19 protein-coding genes are annotated in these 25,118 nt (G+C 56.2%); 12 read left to right on the top strand and 7 right to left on the bottom strand.

All coding sequences use genetic code 11. From position 1 onward, the window contains the following. Positions 1 to 73: 73 nt before the first annotated feature. Positions 74 to 1,027 (bottom strand): DUF1471 family protein YdgH, encoded by a 954-nt coding sequence (gene ydgH / locus EGO56_RS09275; RefSeq protein WP_061062532.1) that lies wholly within the window; start codon positions 1,025 to 1,027, stop codon positions 74 to 76. A 539-nt stretch (positions 1,028 to 1,566) separates the two neighbouring features. Here ydgH and pntA point away from each other — a divergent pair. After that, positions 1,567 to 3,099, top strand: a complete 1,533-nt coding sequence (pntA, locus tag EGO56_RS09280) for a Re/Si-specific NAD(P)(+) transhydrogenase subunit alpha (RefSeq protein ID WP_135908674.1) — start codon at positions 1,567 to 1,569, stop codon at positions 3,097 to 3,099. Between the two features lie 3 nt (positions 3,100 to 3,102). Next, a complete protein-coding gene (gene pntB, locus EGO56_RS09285) occupies positions 3,103 to 4,491 on the top strand; it encodes a Re/Si-specific NAD(P)(+) transhydrogenase subunit beta (RefSeq protein WP_033732759.1) in 1,389 nt (462 codons plus the stop codon). 47 nt (positions 4,492 to 4,538) lie between these two features. Here the strand turns inward: pntB and uspE are convergent, their stop codons facing one another. Together uspE and EGO56_RS09295 are read right to left on the bottom strand one after the other, a co-directional pair. Then, complete coding sequence (uspE, locus tag EGO56_RS09290; RefSeq protein WP_013357947.1) at positions 4,539 to 5,495, bottom strand: universal stress protein UspE; 957 nt, start codon at positions 5,493 to 5,495, stop codon at positions 4,539 to 4,541. A 117-nt stretch (positions 5,496 to 5,612) separates the two neighbouring features. Further along, positions 5,613 to 6,365 carry an FNR family transcription factor gene (locus EGO56_RS09295; protein ID WP_010244686.1) on the bottom strand — a complete coding sequence of 251 codons (753 nt, stop codon included), beginning with the start codon at positions 6,363 to 6,365 and terminating at the stop codon, positions 5,613 to 5,615. A 316-nt stretch (positions 6,366 to 6,681) separates the two neighbouring features. On the opposite strand from EGO56_RS09295, the gene smrA reads away from it, so the two are divergent. Beyond that, positions 6,682 to 7,248, top strand: a complete 567-nt coding sequence (smrA, locus tag EGO56_RS09300) for a DNA endonuclease SmrA (protein WP_013357945.1) — start codon at positions 6,682 to 6,684, stop codon at positions 7,246 to 7,248. Here smrA and EGO56_RS09305 read toward each other — a convergent pair. Further along, positions 7,245 to 8,165, bottom strand: a complete 921-nt coding sequence (locus tag EGO56_RS09305) for a LysR substrate-binding domain-containing protein (protein WP_003853723.1) — start codon at positions 8,163 to 8,165, stop codon at positions 7,245 to 7,247. The genes smrA and EGO56_RS09305 overlap by 4 nt on opposite strands. Before the next feature lie 322 nt (positions 8,166 to 8,487). On the opposite strand from EGO56_RS09305, the gene EGO56_RS09310 reads away from it, so the two are divergent. From EGO56_RS09310 to EGO56_RS09325, 4 genes are all read left to right on the top strand, one after another. Continuing rightward, complete coding sequence (locus tag EGO56_RS09310) at positions 8,488 to 9,822, top strand: MFS transporter (RefSeq protein WP_033732757.1); 1,335 nt, start codon at positions 8,488 to 8,490, stop codon at positions 9,820 to 9,822. A 67-nt stretch (positions 9,823 to 9,889) separates the two neighbouring features. Next, positions 9,890 to 11,233, top strand: coding sequence for a 2-oxoadipate dioxygenase/decarboxylase HglS (hglS, locus tag EGO56_RS09315; RefSeq protein WP_135908675.1), 1,344 nt, complete (start codon positions 9,890 to 9,892; stop codon positions 11,231 to 11,233). A gap of 428 nt (positions 11,234 to 11,661) precedes the next feature. After that, the gene (locus EGO56_RS09320) at positions 11,662 to 13,182 is read left to right on the top strand and encodes a carboxylesterase/lipase family protein (RefSeq protein WP_135908677.1); all 1,521 of its coding nucleotides are present in this window, start codon (positions 11,662 to 11,664) and stop codon (positions 13,180 to 13,182) included. Positions 13,183 to 13,399: 217 nt separating this feature from the next. Continuing rightward, positions 13,400 to 15,064 (top strand): methyl-accepting chemotaxis protein, encoded by a 1,665-nt coding sequence (locus tag EGO56_RS09325; RefSeq protein ID WP_135908679.1) that lies wholly within the window; start codon positions 13,400 to 13,402, stop codon positions 15,062 to 15,064. Here the strand turns inward: EGO56_RS09325 and EGO56_RS09330 are convergent. After that, on the bottom strand, positions 15,022 to 15,903 hold the full coding sequence (locus EGO56_RS09330) for a LysR family transcriptional regulator (RefSeq protein ID WP_135908681.1): 882 nt from the start codon (positions 15,901 to 15,903) through the stop codon (positions 15,022 to 15,024). The two genes, EGO56_RS09325 and EGO56_RS09330, sit on opposite strands and share 43 nt — an antisense overlap. Positions 15,904 to 16,028: 125 nt before the next feature. On the opposite strand from EGO56_RS09330, the gene EGO56_RS09335 reads away from it, so the two are divergent. Continuing rightward, positions 16,029 to 17,195: a methionine aminotransferase gene (locus EGO56_RS09335; RefSeq protein ID WP_135908683.1), complete on the top strand. Its 1,167-nt coding sequence runs from the start codon at positions 16,029 to 16,031 to the stop codon at positions 17,193 to 17,195. Between the two features lie 62 nt (positions 17,196 to 17,257). Continuing rightward, positions 17,258 to 18,034: a transporter substrate-binding domain-containing protein gene (locus EGO56_RS09340; RefSeq protein WP_135908685.1), complete on the top strand. Its 777-nt coding sequence runs from the start codon at positions 17,258 to 17,260 to the stop codon at positions 18,032 to 18,034. 36 nt (positions 18,035 to 18,070) lie between these two features. On the opposite strand, the gene pepT is transcribed toward EGO56_RS09340, so the two are convergent. Further along, positions 18,071 to 19,297 (bottom strand): peptidase T, encoded by a 1,227-nt coding sequence (gene pepT / locus EGO56_RS09345; RefSeq protein WP_135908687.1) that lies wholly within the window; start codon positions 19,295 to 19,297, stop codon positions 18,071 to 18,073. 127 nt (positions 19,298 to 19,424) lie between these two features. On the opposite strand from pepT, the gene EGO56_RS09350 reads away from it, so the two are divergent. Then, on the top strand, positions 19,425 to 21,020 hold the full coding sequence (locus EGO56_RS09350; protein ID WP_135908690.1) for an ABC transporter substrate-binding protein: 1,596 nt from the start codon (positions 19,425 to 19,427) through the stop codon (positions 21,018 to 21,020). 262 nt (positions 21,021 to 21,282) lie between these two features. Here the strand turns inward: EGO56_RS09350 and EGO56_RS09355 are convergent, their stop codons facing one another. Continuing rightward, positions 21,283 to 22,197 carry a LysR family transcriptional regulator gene (locus EGO56_RS09355; protein ID WP_135908692.1) on the bottom strand — a complete coding sequence of 305 codons (915 nt, stop codon included), beginning with the start codon at positions 22,195 to 22,197 and terminating at the stop codon, positions 21,283 to 21,285. Between the two features lie 140 nt (positions 22,198 to 22,337). Here EGO56_RS09355 and EGO56_RS09360 point away from each other — a divergent pair, with 140 nt between their 5' ends. Further along, a complete protein-coding gene (locus tag EGO56_RS09360) occupies positions 22,338 to 23,759 on the top strand; it encodes a M20 family metallopeptidase (protein ID WP_135908693.1) in 1,422 nt (473 codons plus the stop codon). Further along, positions 23,756 to 25,024, top strand: coding sequence for an MFS transporter (locus tag EGO56_RS09365; protein ID WP_135908695.1), 1,269 nt, complete (start codon positions 23,756 to 23,758; stop codon positions 25,022 to 25,024). Before EGO56_RS09360 ends, EGO56_RS09365 begins: the two co-directional genes overlap by 4 nt. Positions 25,025 to 25,118 lie beyond the last annotated feature (94 nt).

Below are 25,118 nucleotides of genomic sequence, written 5' to 3' on the forward strand. Positions count from 1 at the left end.
GGCAATGCGTGACTATGCAAAACAGCGCAGGAATTATGCAAACAGCAGGGCGGCGGGTGCCGCCCTGAAGGGATTACTTAAACAGGTCAGCCGTAACGGTCAGGTTACCGCCACTCTGGTTCTGCCACTGGCGGGTGACGTGGTAGAACTTCGCACCTTTATCGGCTGCACGCTTCGCCACTTCTTCTGAAATCGCTGTTGGTGTACCGAAGTGCCCGGTAAAGGTGACGGTATCAAACGGCTGCATCTGCGCAGCAGTGATTGCGTTCACTTCCTGCACGGATTTACCGTTTGGCAGATTCACCGTATAGCGCTTACCGGTAGAGCTTTGGGTTTCAAAGAAACGGCCCACTTTATTGCTTGGTGTTTCAGACGAGGCTACGCCTGGAATCTCGACGTTAGCAGCTGCAGCACCACCGGTTGCCAGCGCGGCTTTACCTGCTTCTGAATCGGCAGGAATCGCATTCGGTGTCTGCACCTTGCGCTCTTTAGCATCCGCTTTATAGACATAGGCGGTGACATACTGATTGCCGCCACTGTTGGCATCGATCTGGCGAACGATAAAGAAGGAGGCTGCGCCTTTCTGTTTAGCCGCTTTCGAAATCGCGTCGTTCACATCCGGCTGGCTGGCAAAGAAGCCGCTGACCGAAACGGTATCGAACGGTTCAAGCTTATACGCTTCTGCTTTAGGCAGTTCGTTGACGCCGTTGAAACGACGATAAGTCGTGGACTGCGTGGCTGCGGGGGCATCGGCTTTATAGAGGTCAGCCGTGACGCGCCAGTTACCGCTGTTGCCGTTGCTGTCGTTGATCGCCTGGATGTAATAAGAGGCAGCGCCCATCTGATCTGCACGCTTAGAGACCGCATCGGCTGCGTCGCCAATTGCGTTGAAACGGCCGGTGATATTAATACGTTCGAATGGCTTCAGCGCGGCCGCTTTTTCTGGCGTTAACTCCTGCGCAGCGAATGCATTGGCTGCCAGCAGAGACAACAGAGTGGACGCCAGAATAGTGTTCTTCAGCTTCATAAAAATAATCCTTCGCCTTACGCAAAAATGAGTACGAAAACGTGCTGGACTCTTGATGTATAACAGATTAGCCGCTGATTATTGCATGTTATAAACAGACTGTCGCAGCGATTTTTTGTGTCAGATCGCGTTATTCAACCATGATTTTTTCATTTGTTTGTCATCAAACGCAGTTATGGCGCGTTTTCGTGCGGGTTACCACTAAAAGCGGTAACTGTTAACGCTTAAACAGTTAATGCATTGTTAAATAAAGGTTTTTATTGATGGTTAATTCGGCCGGGCACAATTTTTTCTGGCAGAATATCTGCCTGCAGGACTGTTTCGCAGTGGGATAACGCAGCTTTTTTAGCAGAATCCTGAATAATCATGTGAATGTCACTACTCTGCGTAGCCGCTCTGGATCGCTCGTCACATTTTCAGTAGGTTATAAACACTTTGAAATACATGCATTCCGACTATAAGTAGCTGAAACGCTGTTTCAGCTGCGCTGTCGTCGTGCAGATTCGGGCCATCATCCTTAACCGATGAAAGGAAACACTATGTTAATTGGAATCCCCAAGGAAAGGTTGCCAAACGAGTCGCGCGTGGCTGCCACGCCAAAGACCGTGGAACAACTTATTAAGCTGGGTTTCAGCGTCACTCTTGAGCATGACGCCGGTCAGCGCGCCAGCTTTGATGATGAAAGCTACAGAGCAGCAGGTGCCACACTCGGCAGTCAGGAACAGGTCTGGCAGTCCGATATCGTTCTGAAGGTAAATGCACCGGATGAGGATGAGATTGCGCTCATCCGTGCCGGCAGCACGCTGGTCAGCTTTATCTGGCCTGCACAGAATCCCGACCTGCTTTCAAAGCTGGCTGCGCGTCAGGTCACGGTTATGGCGATGGACTCAGTGCCGCGTATTTCGCGTGCGCAGTCGCTGGATGCCCTGAGCTCCATGGCGAACATTGCCGGTTATCGCGCTATCGTCGAAGCCGCCCATGAATTTGGTCGCTTCTTCACCGGTCAGATTACCGCAGCCGGTAAAGTGCCACCGGCCAAAGTGATGGTGATTGGGGCCGGTGTGGCGGGGCTGGCGGCGATTGGTGCAGCGGGCAGCCTGGGCGCGATTGTCCGGGCCTTTGATACCCGCCCTGAAGTTAAAGAGCAGGTGCAGAGTATGGGCGCCGAATTCCTTGAACTCGATTTCGAAGAGGAAGCGGGCAGTGGCGATGGCTACGCCAAAGTCATGTCCGAGGCGTTCATCAAGGCAGAGATGGCGCTGTTTGCCAGTCAGGCCAAGGAAGTAGACATCATTGTCACCACGGCGCTGATCCCAGGTAAACCAGCACCGAAACTGATCACCGATGAGATGATCGCCAGCATGAAGCCTGGCAGCGTAATTGTTGATCTGGCGGCGCAGACCGGCGGCAACTGTGCGCTGACCGTCGCCGATAAGGTGACCGTGACGCCCAACGGCGTGAAAATCATCGGTTACACCGATCTTCCCAGCCGTCTCGCGACACAATCTTCACAGCTTTACGGCACCAACCTGGTCAATCTGATCAAGCTGCTGTGTAAAGAGAAAAATGGCGAAATCCAGGTCGATTTCGACGATGTGGTGGTGCGGGGCGTGACTGTCGTGCGCGAGGGCGAAGTCACCTGGCCGGCACCGCCGATTCAGGTCTCTGCTGCGCCACAGGCTAAACCGGCAGCTCAGAAACCCGCAGAGAAGGCTGAAGCAAAGCCGGTGTCTCCGTGGCGCAACTATTTGCTGATCGCACTGGCTATCGTGCTGTTTGGCTGCCTGGCCAACGTAGCGCCAGCTGAGTTCCTCTCCCACTTTACCGTGTTCGCGCTCGCCTGCGTGGTGGGTTACTACGTGGTCTGGAACGTTAGTCATGCGCTGCATACGCCGCTCATGTCCGTCACCAACGCCATCTCCGGCATTATCGTCATCGGTGCGGTACTGCAGATGGGCCACGGTGGCTGGGTCACCTTTATCTCCTTTATTGCCGTGCTGATTGCCAGCATCAATATCTTTGGTGGCTTTACCGTCACCCAGCGCATGCTGAAAATGTTTCGTAAGGGGTAACACATGTCTGGCGGATTAGTCACTGCAGCCTATATTGTGGCTGCAATTCTCTTCATCTGTAGCCTTGCGGGTCTCTCGCGTCACGAGACCTCAAAGCGCGGGAATATTTTTGGTATCAGCGGCATGGCGATTGCGCTGGTTGCTACCATCTTTGGCCCGGACAGCGGAAACGTCGTCTGGATCCTGCTGGCGATGGTCATTGGCGGCGCTATCGGGATTCGTCTGGCGAAGAAAGTCGAAATGACAGAAATGCCGGAGCTGGTCGCGATTCTGCACAGCTTTGTCGGCCTGGCCGCCGTGCTGGTCGGCATCAACAGCTATATCGACCACGCACCTGGCCTGCCAGCCGTGATGGAGAATATCCATCTGAGCGAAGTGTTTATCGGTATCTTTATCGGTGCCGTCACCTTCACCGGCTCGCTGGTAGCGTTTGGCAAGCTGTGCGGCAAAATCTCTTCAAAACCCCTGGCGTTACCGCATCGCCACAAGCTGAATCTGCTGGCGCTGGTCGTCTCGTTCCTGCTGCTGCTGTGGTTTGTTAACACCAGCAGCACCGGTGCTCAGGTGTTTGCACTGCTCCTGATGACGGTGATTGCGCTGGCGTTTGGCTGGCATCTGGTTGCCTCTATCGGCGGCGCGGATATGCCGGTTGTGGTGTCGATGCTCAACTCCTATTCAGGCTGGGCAGCAGCCGCAGCGGGTTTCATGCTGAGCAACGATCTGCTGATTGTTACCGGTGCGCTGGTGGGCTCGTCGGGTGCAATTCTCTCCTACATCATGTGCAAAGCGATGAACCGTTCGTTCATCAGCGTGATTGCGGGCGGGTTTGGCACGGAAGTCAGCAGCGGCGATGAAAGTCAGGAAGCGGGCGAGCATCGTGAGATCACAGCTGAAGAAACCGCAGAAATGCTCAAGGCATCCAGCTCGGTGATTATCACCCCAGGCTACGGTATGGCAGTGGCGCAGGCGCAGTACCCGGTCGCGGAAATTACTGCCCGACTGCGTGCGCTCGGCATCAACGTGCGCTTCGGCATTCATCCGGTGGCGGGGCGCTTACCAGGTCACATGAACGTGCTGCTGGCCGAGGCCAAAGTGCCTTACGACGTGGTGCTGGAGATGGACGAAATCAACGATGACTTCAGCGACACCGACACGGTGCTGGTGATCGGTGCCAACGACACGGTTAACCCGGCGGCGCAAGATGATCCCCGCAGTCCGATTGCCGGCATGCCAGTGCTGGAAGTGTGGAAAGCGCACAACGTGGTGGTGTTCAAACGCTCAATGAATACCGGCTATGCCGGGGTGCAGAACCCGCTGTTCTTCAAAGAGAATAGTCAGATGCTGTTTGGCGATGCCAAAGCCAGCGTAGAAGCCATTCTTAAAGCGCTGTAATAAAAAAAGGGCGGCTAATCAGCCGCCCGTCTTTTATCAGGAGAAAATCAATCCTCCTCATCCTCTTCGTCATCCAGGTCAATCGGCGATTTGAAATCGTCAGGCTTAAGCGCCAGCAGATCGCAGCGCAGATGATCAATCACCTGTTCCGCCGTATTACCCAGGAAGGCTGCCGACAGGCCGGTGCGTCCTATGGTACCTAATACCACCACACCCGCACCGAGATGCGCAGCCAGATCCGGGATGACTTCTTCCGGCAGGCCTTTAGCCACATGGGTGAACTCTTCACCAATCGAGAACTTCTGCCGCAGCGCTTTCATCGCCACCAGATGCTGACCACGAATCGCATCGTTATAGACACTGGGATCAAAGTCCGGCAGTTCGATAGCGATGTTGATAGGGGTTATCGGGTAAGCACCGACCAGGTGAACTTCGGTTTGATTCACTTTTTCTGCCAGTTTGACAGTTTCACGAATCAGCTTCTGATTCAGGCCATCGTGATGTGGTTCTTCACTGGCAAGATTGACCGCGACAATGGCTTTACCGCCTTCCGGCCACGGCTGATCTTTGACCATCCAGACCGGGCACGGGCATTTACGCAGCAGATGCCAGTCGGTCGGCGTGAAGATCACCGATTCAAGCCGGTCATGCTGATGCGCCATCTTCAGCACCAGGTCGTGCTGATGGGCAAGCACTTCCTGAATGATGGCCTCAAAAGGGCGGTTGTGCCAGATCACTTTGATGTCAATTTCGACACCGGCATCCAGATAAGCGCGGGCCTGCTCACGGATCCATTCAGTGCGCTGGCTGATGACGCCCTGGCGCATCGACGCGCGTTCGTCAGGCGAAAGCAGGGTGGTCATCTCATATGAGAAATCGTAGATAGGCAGGAAAGCTTTAATCCTTCCGCCAATGCGTTGATTCAGATAGACCGCACGTCGCAGCGCGGGCTGATCGTCTTGCTGGGCATCGATGGCGACCAGAATATTTTGGTACTGGGACATGAGGCGTTCTCCTTAAACCAGAGCGACTGGAATAAAGATAGCCTATGTTGCAAAGCGGAAGAAGGGAAAAAGTTACTGCTGGATCAACAAAATAAGATTTATTGATCCAGCTGCGGATCAGGCGGCCTGATGGCTCTGACCGGCTAACTCTTCCAGCAGGGCGTGGTTTTCAATAGTGATGTATTTGCCTTTCACCGCCAGCATGCCGGACTTCTGGAAACGACCCAGCAGGCGGCTAATGGTTTCAACCGTCAGGCCCAGGTAATTACCAATGTCACCACGCGTCATGGTGAGGCGGAATTCACGCTGTGAAAAACCGCGCTGGCCGAAACGACGGGACAGGTTCCAGATAAACGCCGCCAGGCGCTCTTCGGCATTTTTCTTCGACAGCAGCAGGATCATATCCTGATCGCCTTTGATTTCACCGCTCATCAGACGCATCATCTGCTGACGCAGGGCAGGCATTTTTCCTGACAGGTCATCCAGGGTTTCAAACGGAATTTCACAGACCATTGCCGTTTCCAGCGCCTGCGCAAAGCTGGGATGGCTGGAACCCATGATGGCATCAAAGCCGACTAAATCGCCCGCCAGATGAAAACCGGTGATTTGCTCATCACCCTGTTCGGTAATAGTGTAACTTTTGATCGTGCCGGAACGAATCGCATACAGAGATTTCAGTTCGTCGCCTGCTTTGAAAAGGGTTTGCCCTTTCTGGATCGGTTTTTTACGCTCAATGATATTGTCGAGCTGATCCAGCTCATGTTCATTTAACGTGAAGGGGATGCAGAGCTGACTGATGCTGCAATCCTGGCAGTGAATGGCACAACCGCCCGACTGAATACGACGAATGCTGCGTTTTTCAGGGATCATAATGGTTTGCTCGACGATTATTGACTGGGGTCAATTTTAACATTTTTTGTGCTGAAGGGAACTCATCCGAGCAGTTTTACACCCACAAACATTATGGATGAAGCACACATCGACAAACGCTGATGTGACGGGCTTCTCAGAATGCAGCTACTGCTGACTGTCACGAAAAGTTTCCGCTTTTGTGATCTGTCACCCCTATTTTCATCGGCGGCAACATGGGTTAAAGCGGGGTAGTCCGGTGATTACAGCTTTTGCTACGCTAACTGTTCAGGCCTGTTTTACCGGCTCCATCAATTTTAATCAGGTGTGAGAAACCATGAACCTTGATGATAACGATCTCTTTCGGGATGCCATGGGCGATGTCACGCCGTTAAAAGACACCACCACAACCTTATGGCTTAAGTCGCCCTCAACTAAAGCACCACGCAAACCGCCAGGAGAAACAGAGCAGGAGAATTTCCTGACACGGGGTTATCTGGAGATTGTCCCGCTTAACACACCGCTGGAGTATAAAGCCGACGGCATACAGCAGGGTATTCTGGATAAACTGCGTCGAGGTGAGTACAAACTGGATGCCAGTCTCAACCTGTTGCGGCAACCGGTAGAGACCTGCCGTCAGGCCCTGTTCAGCTTCATGATGCAGGCGCAAAAGCAGGACTTACGAAATCTGCTCATTATTCATGGCAAGGGCCGTGATGACGAATCCCATGCCAATATCGTGCGCAGCTATCTGGCGCGCTGGTTACAGCAGTTTGATGACGTACAGACCTTTTGCGTGGCCCAGACCCGCCATGGTGGAGCCGGGGCGCTCTATGTGGGATTGCGGAAAAGCGATAAGGCGCGCCTTGAAAACCGCGAGCGGCATGCCAAACGCAGCCGCTAGCTGTGAAACTTACGAATGGTGGACATTAACACTTCGGCACTCAGACTCAGCTCGGCGCCGGTCCGGGTAATGATGCCCACCGGCTCGCCTGGCCCGGAGGAGTTAATCGGCAGCGCACAGACCGCGTTATGGCTGAGATCCTCTTTAATCGCGCCGGACGGCACGAACCAGATGTAGTCGTAGCGGAGTGCCAGCTGACGCGCCAGTGAAGTCGATGATGTTTCAATGCAGTGGGGTGGCAGCGTACAGCCTTGTTCATCCAGCATCTGCTGCGCAATCCGGCGCGGTGCGGTGCCCTCGGGGGAAATCACCACCGGCCACTGCATTGCCCGCGACAGCGTGACGTTGTCACTTAAAAGCGGATGTTCAGGTCTTACTACCAGCTTCAGGGACTCCAGAAACAGCAGCTCATAGGTCAGCCCGGTCATCATGTCGCTGTCCGCCATCCGGCCAATGCCGATGTCAAACTCGCCGCCGCGTAACCCCGCCAGTAACACATTGTTATGCAGCGTCGCCACCTGAATGGTGGTGTTAGGCTGCAGCTGATGAAAACGATCAAGGATACGTGGCAGCATACCCATTGCGGCGGTGGTTAATGCACCCAGCCGGATAATCACCGGCGCATCACCCGGCTGCTCATTAAAGCTCTGTCCGGCATGATTCAGTGCGTCAAGCACCCGCACAGCATGGGTCAGAAACTGTTCTCCCATCGTGGTGAGCTGAGCGCCCAGGCGGCCACGCTCAAACAGTCGCACGCCCGTCAGCTCTTCCAGCTCATTCAGGGTTTTGGACAGGGCAGGCTGACTCAGGCTTAGCGTCTCTGCCGCACGGCCCAGTGTGCCTTGCTGCGCTACCGCAACAAAGGTATGTAGATGGCGCAAGCGAATGCGCTGATTGAAAAGGATATTTTTTTCCATACCCTAAACTTAATGAGAATGACCGCCTTCAGGCAACTGTTTAAAATGAATTCTGTTAACTTTGCTGCAAATTTATTTTAACAAACAGGGCAGGATGGCAACTTTATCCGTTAACTCTCTGATTAAAAAGCGCTCGTCTCACTTTATTACTAACTTGGTGGTTCCTGAGAGTACGCGATATCAAGAGCTTAACGGCCTAAAGTTGAATAATTCTCACTATCATATAAAAATCTGACCGCTTAAGGTTAACGATGGGCTATCATAAGCGCCGTTTTTTTTACTTAATCTGATGCCAGATTGCGCTATTGCCAGGGAGTGTCCATTGACCAGCATCGGGGCGGTAGATGTCCGCCAGCTTATCAACCAGCAGAGCCTGAGCCACTGGCAAAAACGGCTCATTGCGCTCTGTTTTATTGTGGTGGCACTCGATGGCATGGACATTGCGATCATGGGATTTATTGCGCCAACGCTTAAAGCTGCATGGGGCGTAACCAATCACCAGCTCGGGGTCGTCATCAGCGCAGCATTGATCGGGCTGGCGCTGGGTGCCATGGTGGCGGGGCCGCTGGCTGACCGCTATGGCCGTCGCATGATGATTATCCTCAGCGTTTTCTTTTTTGGTCTCTGGACACTGGCAACAGCGCTGTCTCAGAACATCGAACAGATGATGCTGTTCCGCTTCCTGACCGGTCTGGGACTCGGTGCGGCAATGCCCAACGTCGGCACGCTGGTGGCGGAATATGCGCCTGAGCGGAGACGGGCTTTCATTATTACTGTCGTGTTCTGTGGCTTTACCTTTGGTGCCGCCAGCGGCGGATTTGCCGCGTCCTGGCTGTTACCACGCTATAACTGGCACTCGGTGTTGCTGCTGGGCGGCATTCTGCCGCTGCTGGTGTTGCCCTTTTTAATCCGTGGCCTGCCGGAGTCAGTGCGGTTTCTTATCAGTCGTGGCGCACCCGCTGCCCGCATTCACGCTATCCTCGAACGGATGATGCCGGGCAAAACCGCGCCCGATTGTGCATTTCACGCGCCTGAAGCGACATTACCCGCAGGCGGCGCGATTAGCACGGTGCTGTCGCGCCGCTATCTGTTTGGCAGCACAATGCTGTGGGGCGGCTATTTCATGGGGCTGTTCATGGTCTACCTGATTGGCAGCTGGCTGCCATCTCTGGTGAATACCCTGGGCATGTCGGTCACCGAAGCGGCGATAATCACCGCCATGTATCAGGCAGGCGGAACGCTGGGCTCACTCTTTGCGGGCTGGATGATGGATCGCTTCAACGCCAACCTGGCGCTGGCCGCGATCTACGGCTGCGGCGGACTGTTTATTGTGGCACTTGGCTTCTCGCCCGCCGAAGTAGGCATGATGAGCGCGATCGCCTTTTGCAGCGGCTTCTGTTTTAACGGTGCCAATACCGGCATGAATGCCTTATCTGCCAGCTACTATCCTACTCACGCACGCGCCACGGGCTCCAGCTGGATGCATGGCGTGGGTCGCATCGGCGCAATTCTGAGCGCCTTCGTGGGGGCAGAGATGATGTCACTCGGCTGGTCTTTCAGCGTTATTTTTCTGCTGCTGGCGATACCGGCTGTGATCACCACCCTGATGCTGCTGTTAAAAAACCGCTACGGCTTTAAGCCGATCACAGATTCGTGATTTTTTCCACTGAGGCCAGCGCGTTGCATTACATTAGCAGCAACGCTCATGGTGTCAGGTGGATAAGATGGACAAGTTTCTCAGTGCGGATCTCATCCGCACCCGTTTCTCTCAGGCGATGTCAGCGATGTATCAGCAGGAGGTGCCGCAATATGGCACGCTGATGCAGCTGGTCGCCACCGTCAACGAGCGCACGCTGGAAGCCGATATCGCGCTCAAAGATCGTCTCACCGCCGCGGATGAAATTAGCCGGCTCAGCCTTGAACGTCACGGCGCAATCCGCGTTGGCACGGCAGACGAATTAACTACGCTGCGGCAGCTGTTTGCGGTGATGGGGATGTCCCCGGTAGGCTATTACGATCTCTCTCAGGCGGGTGTGCCGGTGCACTCCACGGCGTTCCGGCCAGTCACCGATGCGGCGCTGCGGCGTAATCCTTTCCGGGTCTTTACCTCGCTATTACGTCCTGAACTGATCGACGATCCCGCGCTGCGTGAAAAGGCGGCTGAGATCCTGGCCGCACGCGACATTTTCACTTCCCGTTGCCGGGCGCTGCTGCAGCTACATGAGCAGCAGGGCGGATTAACTGACGCTCAGGCTACCGAATTTGTTACCGAAGCACTGGAAACCTTCCGCTGGCACGCCCACAGCAGCGTGGACAGTCAGACCTATCAGGCCCTGAACCAGCAGCATCGCTTGATCGCAGATGTCGTCTGCTTTCCCGGCTGCCACATCAACCATCTCACCCCGCGTACGCTCGATATCGACCGCGTCCAGCAACTGATGCCGTCGCGCGGCATCGATCCGAAAACGCTGATCGAGGGGCCGCCGCGTCGTCAGGTGCCGATTCTGCTGCGCCAGACCAGTTTCAAAGCGCTGGAGGAGCCGATCATCTTTAAGGACGGGCATCAGGGCACCCACACAGCGCGCTTCGGTGAAATTGAGCAGCGCGGCGCGGCGCTGACGCTTGCAGGGCGTGCGCTCTACGATCGACTGCTCAGCGAGGCGGGCAGTGGTCAGGACAATCAGCAGCATCAGCAGCATCTGGCGGCCATTTTCCGTGACTTCCCCGACGACGAGACCACACTACGCCAGCAGGGGCTGGCCTGGTTCCACTATCGCCTGAGTGAAAAGGGCGTCGCGACACCGCCGGACAAGGGTGAAGCGCTGGAGGATCTGATCAGACAGGGACGTGTGCTGGCAGACCCGATCGTCTATGAGGATTTTCTGCCCGTCAGCGCGGCAGGGATTTTTCAGTCCAACCTCGGCGATCGGGCGCAGGTCCGTTCGGCGGGACAGGCGAGCCGGCAGGCGTTTGAAGCGGCGCTGGGCTGTGCGGTACTGGATGAGATGGCATTGTACGAAGAGCGCCAGCAGCGCTCGCTGGCGCAGTGCGGAATACAGACGGCCTGATATTATCGCCGGGCAACTTCTCCGTTGCCCGCACCACCTTCACTAAGGCGGTTTTTAAAACCCTGGTCCTGACGCGGAGCAATAAGGGAAACAGGCTGATCTTATTGAAGAAAAATTACGCTTTACCGGCCAGCGCAGGTTTCGCGGCGTGAGTATCTTAAACAGTTAGCGAGCTGACTTCTTAGCTGTGTAAAAAACAGCACAGAATCAAAGCCGGACACCGCTTACAGGCGGAGTGGCACGGTATTCACCCTGAGCAAAAAGATAAACAATGCTTAACCCTGGCTGAGACTGGCGCTCTGAACCTGTTGACGAGCATGTTCATGCCCATCTCTGACGCTTCGGCATATTCTGCAAATACCCTCCGTACCTGGACAATGGTGGCGGGCCTGCAAATAATGGAGGAACGTCTGAACAGGGAAACAGGAATGAAAAACGAAACAGGTCTGAGGATCATGACGGCCGAGGGGGAGTTGCGTGGATGCATGGACGATGACCTTTTCGTATTCAAAGGCATACCTTATGCGGCGGCTCCGGTTGGCGCACTGCGCTGGCGTCCGCCACAGCCGGTCACGCCCTGGCAGCAGATGCGCGATGCCACCGCATTTGGGGCTGCCGGCTGGCAAAATCGCACATACTGTCAGGCGGTGGGCGGTGGCGATCCCGGTGAGTTTAGTGAAGATTGCCTCTACCTGAATGTCTGGACACCCGATGTTGCGCCGTCAAAGCCGTTGCCCGTAATGGTGTGGCTGCACGGTGGAGGCTTCACCATCGGTGCTGGCGGGCTGGCTCCGTACAACGGCAAGCCGCTGGCTTCACGTGGTGCGGTGGTGGTTACGCTGAACTACCGTCTGGGTCACCTCGGTTTCTTCTCCCATCCTGCGCTGGATGCAGAATACCCTGCTGCGGGTACGGTAAATAATTTTGGCCTGCTCGATCAGATTGCCGCACTGCAGTGGGTGCAGCGCAACATTCCAGCTTTTGGCGGCGACCGCCGTAATGTGACACTTTTCGGTGAATCCTCTGGTGCGCGCAGCGTGCTCTCGCTTTGCTGTTCGCCGCTGGCAGAAGGGCTGTTCCACAAAGGGATCGTGCAAAGCGCCTATAGCCTGCCGGATACGCCGCTGAAAAAAGCGCGTCAGCATGGCTTGGCAGTGGCGCGCCATTTCGGCCTGCCGCCCGATGCCAGCGCGGATGACCTGCGCGCACTGCCCGCCGATGCCTTCTGGCCGCTTGAGGGGCAACTGGCGATCCCGCCGGTGCCGATTGCCGGTGATGCCGTTCTGCCCGAGCCGATGCTGAAAACCTTCATGGCTGGCAAACAGCACCGTCTGCCGCTGATGGCGGGCAGTAACAGTGATGAAGCCAGCGTGCTGGAATATTTTGGTGTGGATGCCACCGCGGTATTGCATCAGCTGCGTGATAAAAACCGGCTCACCTATCGGACGCTGAAATGGATGTATGACATCCATGACGATCAGTTGCTGGGACGTGCCGTGGCGCGTGATATGGCCTTCAGCCTGGTGCCGTGGCTGGTGATGCGGGCGCAGCACAATGCCGGTATGCCGGGCTGGCGCTACTGGTTCGATTATGTTTCTGAACATGCTCGCGATCTTTATCCTCATGGCACCTGGCACGGCAACGAAGTGCCTTATGTCCTGAACACCCTGAGTCAGATGCCGGATCCCAATGAAGCGCGGCCATTCAGTGAAGCCGATCGCGCTTTTGCGGCCCGTGTCAGCGAATACTGGTTTACTTTCGCCCGTGACGCTACGGAATATAAGCATCAGCTTGAAGGCGAGGTTATCTGGCCAGCCTGGCATCCCGGCAATGACGTGACAATGTCACTTGGGGATGAGCATAAAAACGGACTGGTTCTGAAACGAAACTTTATGCGCGCCCGCATGCGGCTTTTCAGGCTGTTGATGACGCGTATGGTCCGGCTATAGGGCAGTGGTGATAGTTAACCTGCTAACCATTAAACTGCGTGAATGGAATTTTTCTGCTTTTTAAAGTTTAACTTATTGAAATTATAAAAATTTCTCTAAACGCATGCATGAGGACGCTGTAAAAAATCAGGTAACAAAACAGTTACATTTTCACTATCTCATGCCGATAAATCTCCTATGCCCGACGCTTGCGGGTCAACGTGTATAGGATTTTGGTATGGGAATGCTCAAAAATTTTACCATTCGCGCAGTGATGCTCACGATTCTGGGGCTGTTCTGTTTACTGTGGAGCGGCGTCGGGCTGTACAGCATCCACTCGCTTGGTGCGCTCAGCGAAGGCAATGACGTTGACCGTCATCTGGTTGAGCAAATGACGGTGCTGAGCAAAGGCAACGATCAATATTTTCGCGTCATCACGCGCCTGTCCCGCGTGATGGAAGGCAAAGCCGCGGGTAAAACGCTGACCGATGAGGCCTATGCTCCTGTGCAGCAGGCGCTGGATAGCATGACTCAGCAACTGGCGCGCTTTAAACAACTGGCTCCCGGTCCGATGAATCCGGACGTCGTCGATGGCGTCATTCAGAGCTGGCAAAAGCTGCTTGATGAGGGCGTGACGCCACAACTGCAACTGGCCCGTCAGGCCTCACCGGACGCATATCGCCAGCAGGCGAACAATGTCACCCCGCCGCTCAGTCGTGCCTTTGGCATCAGCGCAGAGAAGTTTAACCAGGGCGCAGCCGAAAAGCTGGACAAAACCCGGGTTGAAGTCGACCACCTCACCGCGATGACCAAGACGATTATTACCATCACGGTGATTATTGGCCTGCTGATTCTGCTGTTTACCGACCGCTATCTGGTGGCGATGCTGGTCCGTCCGCTGGAAAGTATTCGTACCCACTTTGCAGTAATCGCGACAGGCGATCTCAGCCAGCCGGTAGCCGATTTTGGTCGCAACTGTGTCGGTAAACTGGTGCCGCTGCTGAGCGCCATGCAGGATAGTCTGCGTGAAGCGGTCAGCGCCATTCGCAGCGGGACCGAGAATATCTCGCGCGGTGCTGCTGAGATTTCTGCCGGTAATAATGACCTCTCTTCACGTACCGAAGAGCAGGCCGCTGCGCTGGAGCAGACGGCAGCCAGCATGGAGCAGTTGACGGCTACGGTGAAATTCAACGCCGATAACGCCCGCCAGGCCAGCCTGCTGGCAGAAACCGCCACCACCACGGCACAACGTGGCGGTCAGCTGGTGAGTGAAGTGGTCAGCACCATGGATGGCATCTCTGGCAGTTCGAAGAAGATTGCTGAGATTACCAACGTGATTAACGGCATCGCCTTCCAGACCAATATTCTGGCGCTGAACGCCGCGGTCGAAGCGGCACGTGCCGGCGAACAGGGTCGTGGTTTTGCGGTCGTGGCATCTGAAGTACGTAATCTGGCACAGCGCAGCGCTAACGCCGCCAAAGAGATCGCGACGCTGATTGAAGACTCGGTGCAGCGTGTAGGAAAAGGCGCGGAGCTGGTCAGCACGACGGGCGGCACCATGAATAATATTCTGAAGTCGGTGCAGGATGTGGACGCGATTATGAAACAGATCGCTTCTGCGTCGGAAGAGCAGAGCAAGGGTATTTCTCAGGTGGGCACCGCAGTTACCGAGATGGACAGCGTGACGCAGCAGAACGCCTCACTGGTTGAGGAGGTCTCCGCCGCCGCGAGTGCGCTGGCGCTGCAGACTGAAGCGCTGCAGGCCTCTGTGTCGAAGTTCCGCCTTTCCAGCAACCGTCCGGTTTCACCTTCCGTCAGCAATACACCGGCTGCGCCAAAAGCTCCTGCGCTGAGTGCGCCTCAGGCGAAACCTGCTGATAATGGCGACTGGGTGACGTTCTGATCCCTGCAGAGCCACGCCACTAGCTCCGCGAGGAACGGTGGCGCATCCTGCGCGGGCCGCTGCAGTAAACTGTAAACGGCTCCGGTTTTAACCTCGCCAGCGAACGGCTTAATCAGCCTGCCGCTGGCGATGTCACTCTCCACCAGGTTGCTGTCGGCAATCGCCACGCCATACCCCTGAATCGCTGCACTGATCGCTAAATCCATCGTGGCAAAATGCTGGTTTCGCTTCATGCTGAGCGTTAGCTGCTGCGCCTGTAACCAGCACTGCCAGTCACGCGTGTCTGACGTGGGATGCAAAAAGGTCATTGCGGCCAGCGCCGCCGTCGTCTCCGGGCAGGGCTGACCAGCCGCTATTACCGGCGTCAGCGATTCGCTGAACAGGCAAATCCCGTCAGGATGCGGCTTGCCGTAGACAATCGCCGCATCAAAGTTTTCAAGCTGCGCCGCGTGATCCAGGGTGGTGGTCAGGGCCACATGCAGTTCAGGGCGGTGAAGCTCCAGCGCCATCAGCCGCGGCACCAGCCAGCGCATGGCACAGGTCGGCGCTTTCAGGCGAAGGCTGACCTGACTGCGACGGACCTTTTCGCTGGCCTGAACCATCAGCTCAAAGCCCTGGCTGAGTTCAGGCAGCAGCGCGGCACCCTGCGGGGTCAGTCGCAGCCCGCGCGCATGGCGGTCAAACAGCGTCACGCCCAGCCACTGCTCCAGTGCGGCAATCTTACGACTGACAGCACCCTGCGTCAGGCAGAGTTCGCGGGCAGCATGGGTCAGATTAAGGTGACGGGCCGTCACCAGAAAGGCGTGAATGGCATTGAGCGGCAGCGATGAGCGTGACACGGTGGACCTCAGCTATGCAATTTTGTCATGGCTATTATGACGACATTTCGCTTGCCGACTCAAGCCGCAGCCCGTTGAATAACGATGTATCGCATCTGACCAGTTATGCACCTGACGGAGAATATATGTCCCTGAAAACGCCTGTCGCTATCCACTCAAAATTGCCGGACGTCGGCACCACTATCTTTAGCGTCATCGGCCAGCTTTCGGCGCAGCATCAGGCGATTAACCTGTCGCAGGGCGCGCCCAGTTTCCCCTGCGATCCGGCGCTGGTCGACTCAGTCAGCCGTGCCATGCAGGAGGGGCACAATCAGTATGCCGCGATGATGGGCCTGCCCGCCTTACGCGAGGCACTCGCTGGCAAAGTGCAGACGCTCTATGGACAGAAATATGATGCCGCGAGTGAAGTGCTGATCACCGGTAGCGCCAGCCAGGGACTCTATATGGCGATTACCGCGCTGGTTCATCAGGGCGATGAGGTGATCTTCTTTGAACCGGCGTTTGACAGTTATGCGCCGGTGGTGCGGTTACAGGGTGGTACGCCGATAGGCCTGAAGCTGCAGGTGCCGTCGTTTGCTATCGACTGGGATCAACTGCGGGCGGCGATCACGCCGCGCACCCGGATGATCATTATCAATACGCCGCACAACCCCAGCGCGCAGGTACTGACCCGCGACGATCTCAACCAGCTGGCGGCTCTGATTCGCAACACCGATATCGTGGTGCTCTCCGATGAGGTTTATGAACATATTCTGTTTGATGGTTGCCCGCACTGCGGCATGGCGACGCATCCGGAGCTGGCCGCACGCAGCGTCATCGTCTCCTCATTTGGTAAAACCTTCCACGTCACCGGCTGGCGGGTCGGATACTGTCTGGCACCGGCGGAGCTAATGACCGAGCTGGTGAAAGTGCATCAGTTTATGATGTACGCCGCCGACACGCCGATGCAGGTGGGATTCGCACACTATCTGCAAACGCCGGAAAACTATCTGTCGCTCAACGCTTTCTATCAGCAGAAGCGCGATCGGCTAATCGACCTGATGCAGAACTCGCCGTTCCGGCTGCTGCCGAGCGCCGGTTCGTTCTTTATGCTCGCCAGCTATGGACATTTCAGTGACGAACCGGACAGTGAGATGGTAAAACGTCTTATCGTCGATTACGGTGTGGCAACCATACCGCTGTCGGCGTTTTATATGGATGGCACTGACAACAAACTGATTCGTCTCTCTTTTGCGAAAGACGAGGCGACACTAGAGGCTGGCGCGGCTGCGCTTTGTGCTTTTTCTCACTGAATCACGCGAGCGTGATTCAGTACGGGGAACAGGTAACCAGGACTTTTCGGGGTAATTAAATAATGAAAAAACTGAACGCGCTTTTTCTCGCTCTGGGCATGATGACCACGGTACAGGCACTGGCTCAGGATTTGCGTTACGGCGTGGAGTCACAATATCCGCCGTTTGAAAGCCGCAACGCTAAGGGTGAGCTGGAAGGCTTTGATATTGAGCTGGGCAATGCCATCTGTAAGGCAGGCAACTTCAGCTGCCACTGGGTTGAGAGCAGCTTTGATGCGCTGATCCCGGCACTGCAGGCGAAAAAGTTCGACGCCATTAACTCGGCGATGAATATCACCGAAGCGCGCGCCAAAAGCATCGCGTTTACGCAGCCGATCTACCGTATTCCGACCATGTTAGTGGCGAAAAAGGGCGAAAATCTGTCTCCGACCGCCGAAGGTCTGAAAGGCAAAAGCATTGGTGTATTGCAGGGATCGATTCAGGAAACCTATGCGAAGAAGCACTGGGAAACCCAGGGCGTAACGGTGACGTCGTATCAGGATCAGAACCAGGTTTATAACGACATGGTCGCGGGCCGCCTTGATGGCACGCTGGTGATGTCCGCTGCCGGTCAGTCGGGCTTCCTCGATAAGCCGCAGGGCAAAGGATTTGGTTTTGTGGGCAAGCCCGTCGAAGATGATGCGATTCTGGGTTCAGGCATCGGCTACGGCCTGCGTAAAGATGACGCGCCGCTGAAGCAGTCACTGGACGCGGCAATCGCCAAAGTGCAGGGCGATGGCACCCTCAAAAAGCTGGCTGAAAAATACTTCCCGGGTATTGATGTCAGCGCGAAGCCATAACAGCAATCGGGCGCGTTCTGCGCCCGATTTCTCCGCTTAACCCGCAGCCAGATAACAGAGCTTTTCTGCCACCTGATAGGACTTCACAAACGATGTGACTGGCAGAAACTCGAAACGTGAATGGAAGTTATGCGCGCCGGTAAAGAAGTTCGGCGTCAGCAGGCCTTTGGCTGACAGCGCGGCACCGTCCGTGCCTCCCCGCATCGGAATTACTTTCGGCTCAATCTCCAGCGCGGCAAAGGCGCTGAAGATCAGATCTATTGCCCGGCGATCCTCACCCAGTGCATTGCTGATATTGCTGTAGATATCGCTGATCGTAATGCTGACCTCGCCGGTTGGATAACGCGCCGCCAGTTCCTCTGCCGCCTGCTGCAACTGTTGCTTACGTGTCGCGAAGCTGGTGAGATCAAAATCACGAATGGAGGCCTTCAGCGTCGCCTTGCTGGCGTTGGCCTGAATCTCATTAAACCAGATATAGCCTTCACGACCTTCGGTGTGCTCCGGTGTCTGCTGACGATCAAACAGACTGATGTAGTCATGGGCCATCAGCAGCGGATTGACCAGCACGCCTTTGCCCGACATCGGGTGTGCCGGAACGCCGGTAAACACAATCTCAGCCGCGGCTCCATTAAAGTTCTCGTAAACCACTTCGCCCAGTTCGCAGCAGTCGATGGTCCAGGCAAAATCGACATTAAACCGCGTGTCCAGATCCAGCGCTTTCGCCCCGCGCAGGCCAATCTCTTCGTCCGGCACAAACGCTACCACGATATCGCCATGGTCGCCTTTGAGGTTCGCCATCAGCGTCATCACCACGGTGACCGCCGCTTTATTGTCTGCGCCCAGCACGCTGGTGCCGTCGCTGAAGATCACCTGCTGGCCGACGTAGGGCGCGATCTCCGGATGTTCATCGCGGCGCAGCCAGATATCCTGCTCTGTATTCAGACAGAGATCGTCACCCTGCCAGGTGAGGATCTGCGGGTGGATATCGGGCGATAAGCCCACGTCAACGGTATCGATGTGCGTGATAAACCCGATGCGCGGAGCGTCTGGACGGTTGCCCCGTTTAACCGCCGTCACCGTAGCATGTTCATCAATCACCACCTCGTCCAGCCCCAGCGCCCGCAGCTCGTCCGCCAGCAGTTCCGCCATGGCGTGCTGGTTCGGCGTACTAGGCAGAGTCGTAGACTTGGCATCGCTCTGACTGCTGACGGCGAGGTAACGGAAAAATCGTTCGGTGAGTTGCGACTCAAGTTTGTCTGTCATCACTATTCCTTATTAGTCAGTCACGGGCGGGGTTCGCTATGGTGCCGAATCGTGCTATCAATGAAGCATCTGAATGATTCATTTAGATATTGTGATCACCGGAAGTCAATACAAAGCGAGGATGATAATGAAAATCAAGATAGCCACCTTAGCGCTTGTTACGGCTGGGATAGCGCTGGCTGGCAGCGTTAACGCCAAAACGCTGGTCTACTGTTCTGAGGGATCGCCAGAGAATTTTAACCCTCAGCTCTATACCTCGGGAACCAGTGTTGACGCCAGCGCAGTGCCGGTCTTCAACCGGCTGGTGGACTTCACGCCCGGCACCACCAATCTGGTGCCCAGCCTGGCAGAAAGCTGGGAGATCAGCCCGGATGGCACCGTCTACACCTTCCATCTGCGCAAAAATGTGAAGTTCCAGAGCAACAAACAGTTCAGACCCAGCCGCGACTTCAATGCCGATGATGTGATCTTCTCGTTTATGCGCCAGATGGACCCGAAAAATCCCTACCACAATGTCTCTGGCGGCACCTATTCCAACTTTGAAAGTCTCGAGCTTTCCACGCTGATTAAAAGCATCGACCGGGTGGATGACCATACCGTGCGCTTTACGCTCGCCCATCCGGAAGCGCCGTTCCTTGCCGACCTCGCCTGGTATTTCGCCTCGATTCACTCAGCAGAATATGCCGACGCCATGCTGAAAGCGGGGACGCCGGAGAAGGTCGATATGAACCCGATCGGCACCGGTCCGTTTGAGCTGGTGCAGTACCAGAAAGATTCCCGCATCCTCTACAAAGCCTTCCCGGACTACTGGCAGGGCAAGGCGAAGCTGGATCGACTGGTGTTCAGCATTACGCCGGATGCTTCGGTGCGTTACGCCAAGCTGGAGAAGAACGAGTGTCAGGTGATGCCATTCCCGAACCCCGCCGATCTCGACAAGATGCGCGCCAACCCGGATATCACCCTGGAACAGAAGGCGGGTCTGAACACCGGCTTCCTGGCGTTTAACACCACTAAAGCGCCAACCGATAACGTTAAAGTGCGGCAGGCGCTGGCGATGGCGATAAACAAACCGGCGATCATCGAGGCGATATTTAAAGGTACCGGCACGGTCGCGAAAAATATCCTGCCGCCTGGCGTCTGGAGTGCTGACAAAGATCTGAAAGATTACGACTACGATCCAGAAAAAGCCAAAGCGTTGCTGCAACAGGCGGGTGTGAAACCCGGCACCGAGATTGCGCTCTGGGCGATGCCGGTTCAGCGGCCTTACAACCCGAATGCACGCCGCATGGCGGAGATGATTCAGTCGGACTGGGCCAAAGTCGGCATCAAAGCCAGTATCGTCAGTTATGAGTGGGGCGAATACCTGAAACGCGTGCGCAGCGGCGAGCATCAGGCGGCGCTGATGGGCTGGACCACCGCGACCGGCGATCCGGATAACTTCTTTGGCCCGCTTTACAGCTGCACCTCTGCGCAAGGCGGTTCTAACTCATCAAAATGGTGCTATCAGCCGTTTGAGAAGTTAATTACCGAAGCCCGCGCCGAGCCGGATCAGGGCAAACGTACTGCGCTCTATCTGCAGGCGCAGCAGATGATGCATGACCAGATGCCTGCGGTGATGATTGCGCACTCCACCATCTTTGAACCGGTGCGCAAATCGGTCAGCGGTTATCAGGTCGATCCGTTCGGCAAGCATATCTTCTATCAGGTGGATATTAAGCAGTAAGCGATTGCCACAAACCCAGAGGCCTACTCCGTAGTTAGTCTCTGCTTATGCACCAAAGTCAGGATAAATCTGACAGCGATAAATAAGCTCAACGCGAAGGGAACATGATCCGAAGAGGAAAGCGTCCCGCACCAGGGACGGTGCGGGCCGAGCATGCCATGGATGGCGGCTTTTGCGACTTTCCGATCGGGTCGTGTTCCCTTCGCCACCTCAATCCCATAGCCATCCGGAACCGGCCTGGTTATTCACAACCCTGTAATCCTTATCCCATCCTCACCTGCTGATCCATCTCCGTCAGCCGCTGCTGCAAAAACTCCAGAAACAGCGTCAGAGCCGCATTGCGCTGACGACCCGACACCGTCTGAAGCTGCAACGTCCGCTGACTCAACTGATCCACCCCCAGCGATCGCAACACCAGATTCTGGGACTCGCGCTCAAACAGCAGGGTAAATGCGCTGCAGATGGTCACCGCCTGTGGCGTATGCAGCAAAAAGTGATAGAGCGTGGCGAAATAGTCGCAGGTCAATACCGGTTCAACCACGCAGTCATTCATCTGACAGGAGAGATCAAACAGCTGCCGCACGGTGGTGTGATGGCCCGGCAGCGCCAGCGGCCAGCGATGCAAATCGCCCAGCGTCACCTCGCGTGACGCCAGCGGATGTGACTGATGCATCGCCAGTAAAACCGGGGCAGGCCACGAGCCGAGTACCTCGACGCTGCGCTCCGGTTGCAGACTGAACTGCAGCGCCACATCGCATTCACCCGCCCTGACGCATGCCGCCACGCCCTGAGAATGCGTCACGTTAATCGCAAACAGTGCGCCAGGATTTGCCAGTCGAAACGCCGCCAGCAGGCCAGGTAACAGACTGAACGCCATGCCATCCGTGCAGGCGATACGGATCAGGCTGCGGCGTACCGCTTTCAGGCCCTTAATCTCCGCCAGCGCATATTCCATATCAAGCTGACTTTTACGCACGTGATGCGCAAAAATTTCCCCCGCCTCATTCAGCACCATGCCGCGTGCATGCCGTTCAAACAGCGGAACACCGACCTGCGCTTCCAGCCGCTGAATCTGACGGCTGATCGCCGACACCGCCACAAACAGTTTCTCACTGGCGGCGCTCAGCGAACCGCTCTCGACGACCGCCAGGAAATAGCGTATCTCGCTGCTTAACATGGTCACTCCAACAAAACGCATCATAAAAGGGCAGCAAAGCCTTGCTTTAAAAGCAAAGACCACTCGATAAATTGATAATTGTGGCAAAGAGAGAAGTTTGTCAAAGATAAAGCACGATAAAAATAACAGACAGGGCAAACATGACAGAGCAACAGGCAGTTGACCAGGCGATGCACTATTTCGATGGCGGTGAGTTTCAGCAACTGCTGGCACGGCGCGTCGCCTGCGTGACCGAAAGCCAGCACGCCAGCAGACGGACAGAGCTGGACCACTATCTGCAGCAGGAAATTGGTCCGCAGCTGGCGGCGATGGGATTCACGCTACACCCGTTTGACAATCCGCAGCCCGGCAGCCCGCCGTTTCTGATCGCCACCCGTATCGAAGATCCGTCTAAACCCACGCTGCTCTGCTATGGCCACGGCGATGTAGTGTTTGGTGACGATGAAAACTGGCGTGAAGGGCTATCGCCGTGGCAACTCACAGCCGAAGGCGATCGCCTGTATGGACGTGGCAGCGCGGATAACAAAGGCCAGCACTGCGTGAATCTCGCGGCGCTGGAGCAGGTGTGGCAGGCACGCGGCGGCGCGCTGGGCTTCAACTGCAAAATCCTGTTCGAAATGGGCGAAGAGATCAGCTCGCCAGGGCTGGCTGAGATCTGCCAGCAACAGCAGGCGCTGTTAAAGGCCGATCTTTTTATCGCCTCGGATGGCCCACGCCTCAATGCGCTGCGGCCAACACTGTTTCTGGGTTCACGTGGAGCGGCGAACTTTCGTCTGACTATTCAGGCGCGTGACAACGCCTACCACTCCGGCAACTGGGGCGGACTGCTGAGCAATCCTGGTACTCAACTGGCCAGTGCGATCGCCTGCCTGGTGAATGCGCAGGGCGTATTACAGGTTGCCGCGCTGAAACCAGACTCCCTGACCGATGCCGTGCGCGCCATTCTCAGTGATATTGATGTGGGCGGCATGCCAGGCGACCCGGCGCTGGCGGAAGGCTGGGGTGAGCCTGGCCTGACCCCTGCCGAGCGTCTTTACGGCTGGAACACCCTGGAGGTGCTGGCCTTTGAAACCGGTAATCCGGCACGACCCATGAACGCTATTCCGGGCAGCGCTACGGCGGTGTGTCAGCTGCGTTTTGTAGTCGGCACCGACTGGGAAAATCTGGTGCTGCATGTCGAACGTCACCTGCATCAGCATGGCTTTGATAACGTCAGCGTGGAGTTTCTGCGCGGCTCACCGGCGACGCGGCTTGATCCGCAGGATCCGCTGGTGGACTGGGCGCTGGATACGCTGGCCCGCAGCAGCGGCAAAAAACCGGCGCTGCTGCCTAATCTCGGCGGTTCACTGCCCAATGAGGTCTTCGCCGATATCCTGGGACTGCCGACGCTATGGGTGCCACATTCTTATCCCGCCTGCGGCCAGCACGGCGTTAACGAACATATGCTCACCTCAATTGCACGCGAAGGCCTGGCGATTATGACTCGGCTGTTCTGGCAACTGGGCGAAGAGGGCGAACAGCTGATGACGCGCCACCATCAGTGGCGGAGAGGTGAACAATGAGCAGCATCGCGCAAAGTGCCCCGCAGGTGAAACCGAGCCTGCACAAAACGCTGTTCGCCACCTGCATCGGGAACGCGCTGGAGTGGTTCGACATTGCGGTTTATGGCTTTTTCGCCAGCTACATCGCCCACGTTTTCTTTCCGGTCAGCGATCCGTCGGTGTCGCTGCTGCTGACCTTCGGCAGCTTCGGTATCTCCTTTCTGATCCGTCCGCTGGGAGCCATCGTCCTGGGCAACTATGCCGACCGGCATGGCCGCAAAAAGGCGCTGCTGCTGTCGATTAATCTGATGATGCTGGGCGGGGCGATCATTACGTTTATGCCGGGTTACGCCACTATCGGTCTGGCTGCGCCGCTGCTGATTATTCTGGCGCGGCTGATACAGGGCTTTTCTGCCGGCGGTGAATTTGGCAGTTCGACCGCCTTTCTGGTGGAGCATTTTCCCGAGCGCAAAGCGTTCATCGCCAGCTGGCAGTTCGCCACCCAGGGTGCCAGTACGCTGATGGCATCGGCTTTCGGACTGGGGCTGACACAGTGGCTGAGCGAAAGTGAGATTCAGGCGTGGGGCTGGCGCATCCCGTTTGCTTTCGGCTTGCTGATTGGGCCACTGGGGATCTACATCCGCCGTCATGTGCAGGAACCCGCCAGCTTTGCGTCGCAGGAAAAGGAAGCCGCACCGCTGAAAACGCTGTTCGGGCGGCAGAAAGCGCTGATCACGCTGGCGATTGGCGTGATGGTGATTTCGACCGCAGTCAACTACATGCTCAACTACATCCCGACCTACGCCACTAAAACGCTGCACCTTCAGGGATCGGTCGCCTTCACTGCCACGCTGATAGCGGGAATTATACTGACGGTGGTGACGCCCATCATGGGATTGTGGGCGGAGCGGATTGGGCGGTTGCCGCTGATGTGGGGATCGCTGCTGTTGCTGGTGGTCACTATCTATCCCGCGTTTAAATGGATGGTCGATCACACCACGCCCACCACGCTGATCCTGCTGGTGGCCTGGATGGCGCTGCTGAAGTCGATCTACTTCTCGACGGTGCCATCGGTGATGGCCGATCTCTTCCCGGCGACTACCCGCGCCAGCGGAATGGCGATCAGTTACAACGTGGCCGTGACGGTATTCGGCGGATTTGCGCCGCTGATTTGCAGCATGCTGATTGCCGCCACCGGCAGCAGTCTGGCACCAGGCTACTACCTCATGGCAGTGGCAGTGCTGAGCGGTATCGCGCTGCTGCGTTGCAGTAAGCGGGTGGCATAGCAGAGCCAGGAACGTTCTGTGGTGAGATCGAGCCTGCGCAGAAAACACGGTCAGATCGGAAAGTCGCAAAAGCCGCCATCCCTGGCATGCTCGG

The organism is Pantoea vagans (assembly GCF_004792415.1).
Taxonomy (GTDB): Bacteria; Pseudomonadota; Gammaproteobacteria; order Enterobacterales; family Enterobacteriaceae; genus Pantoea; species Pantoea vagans.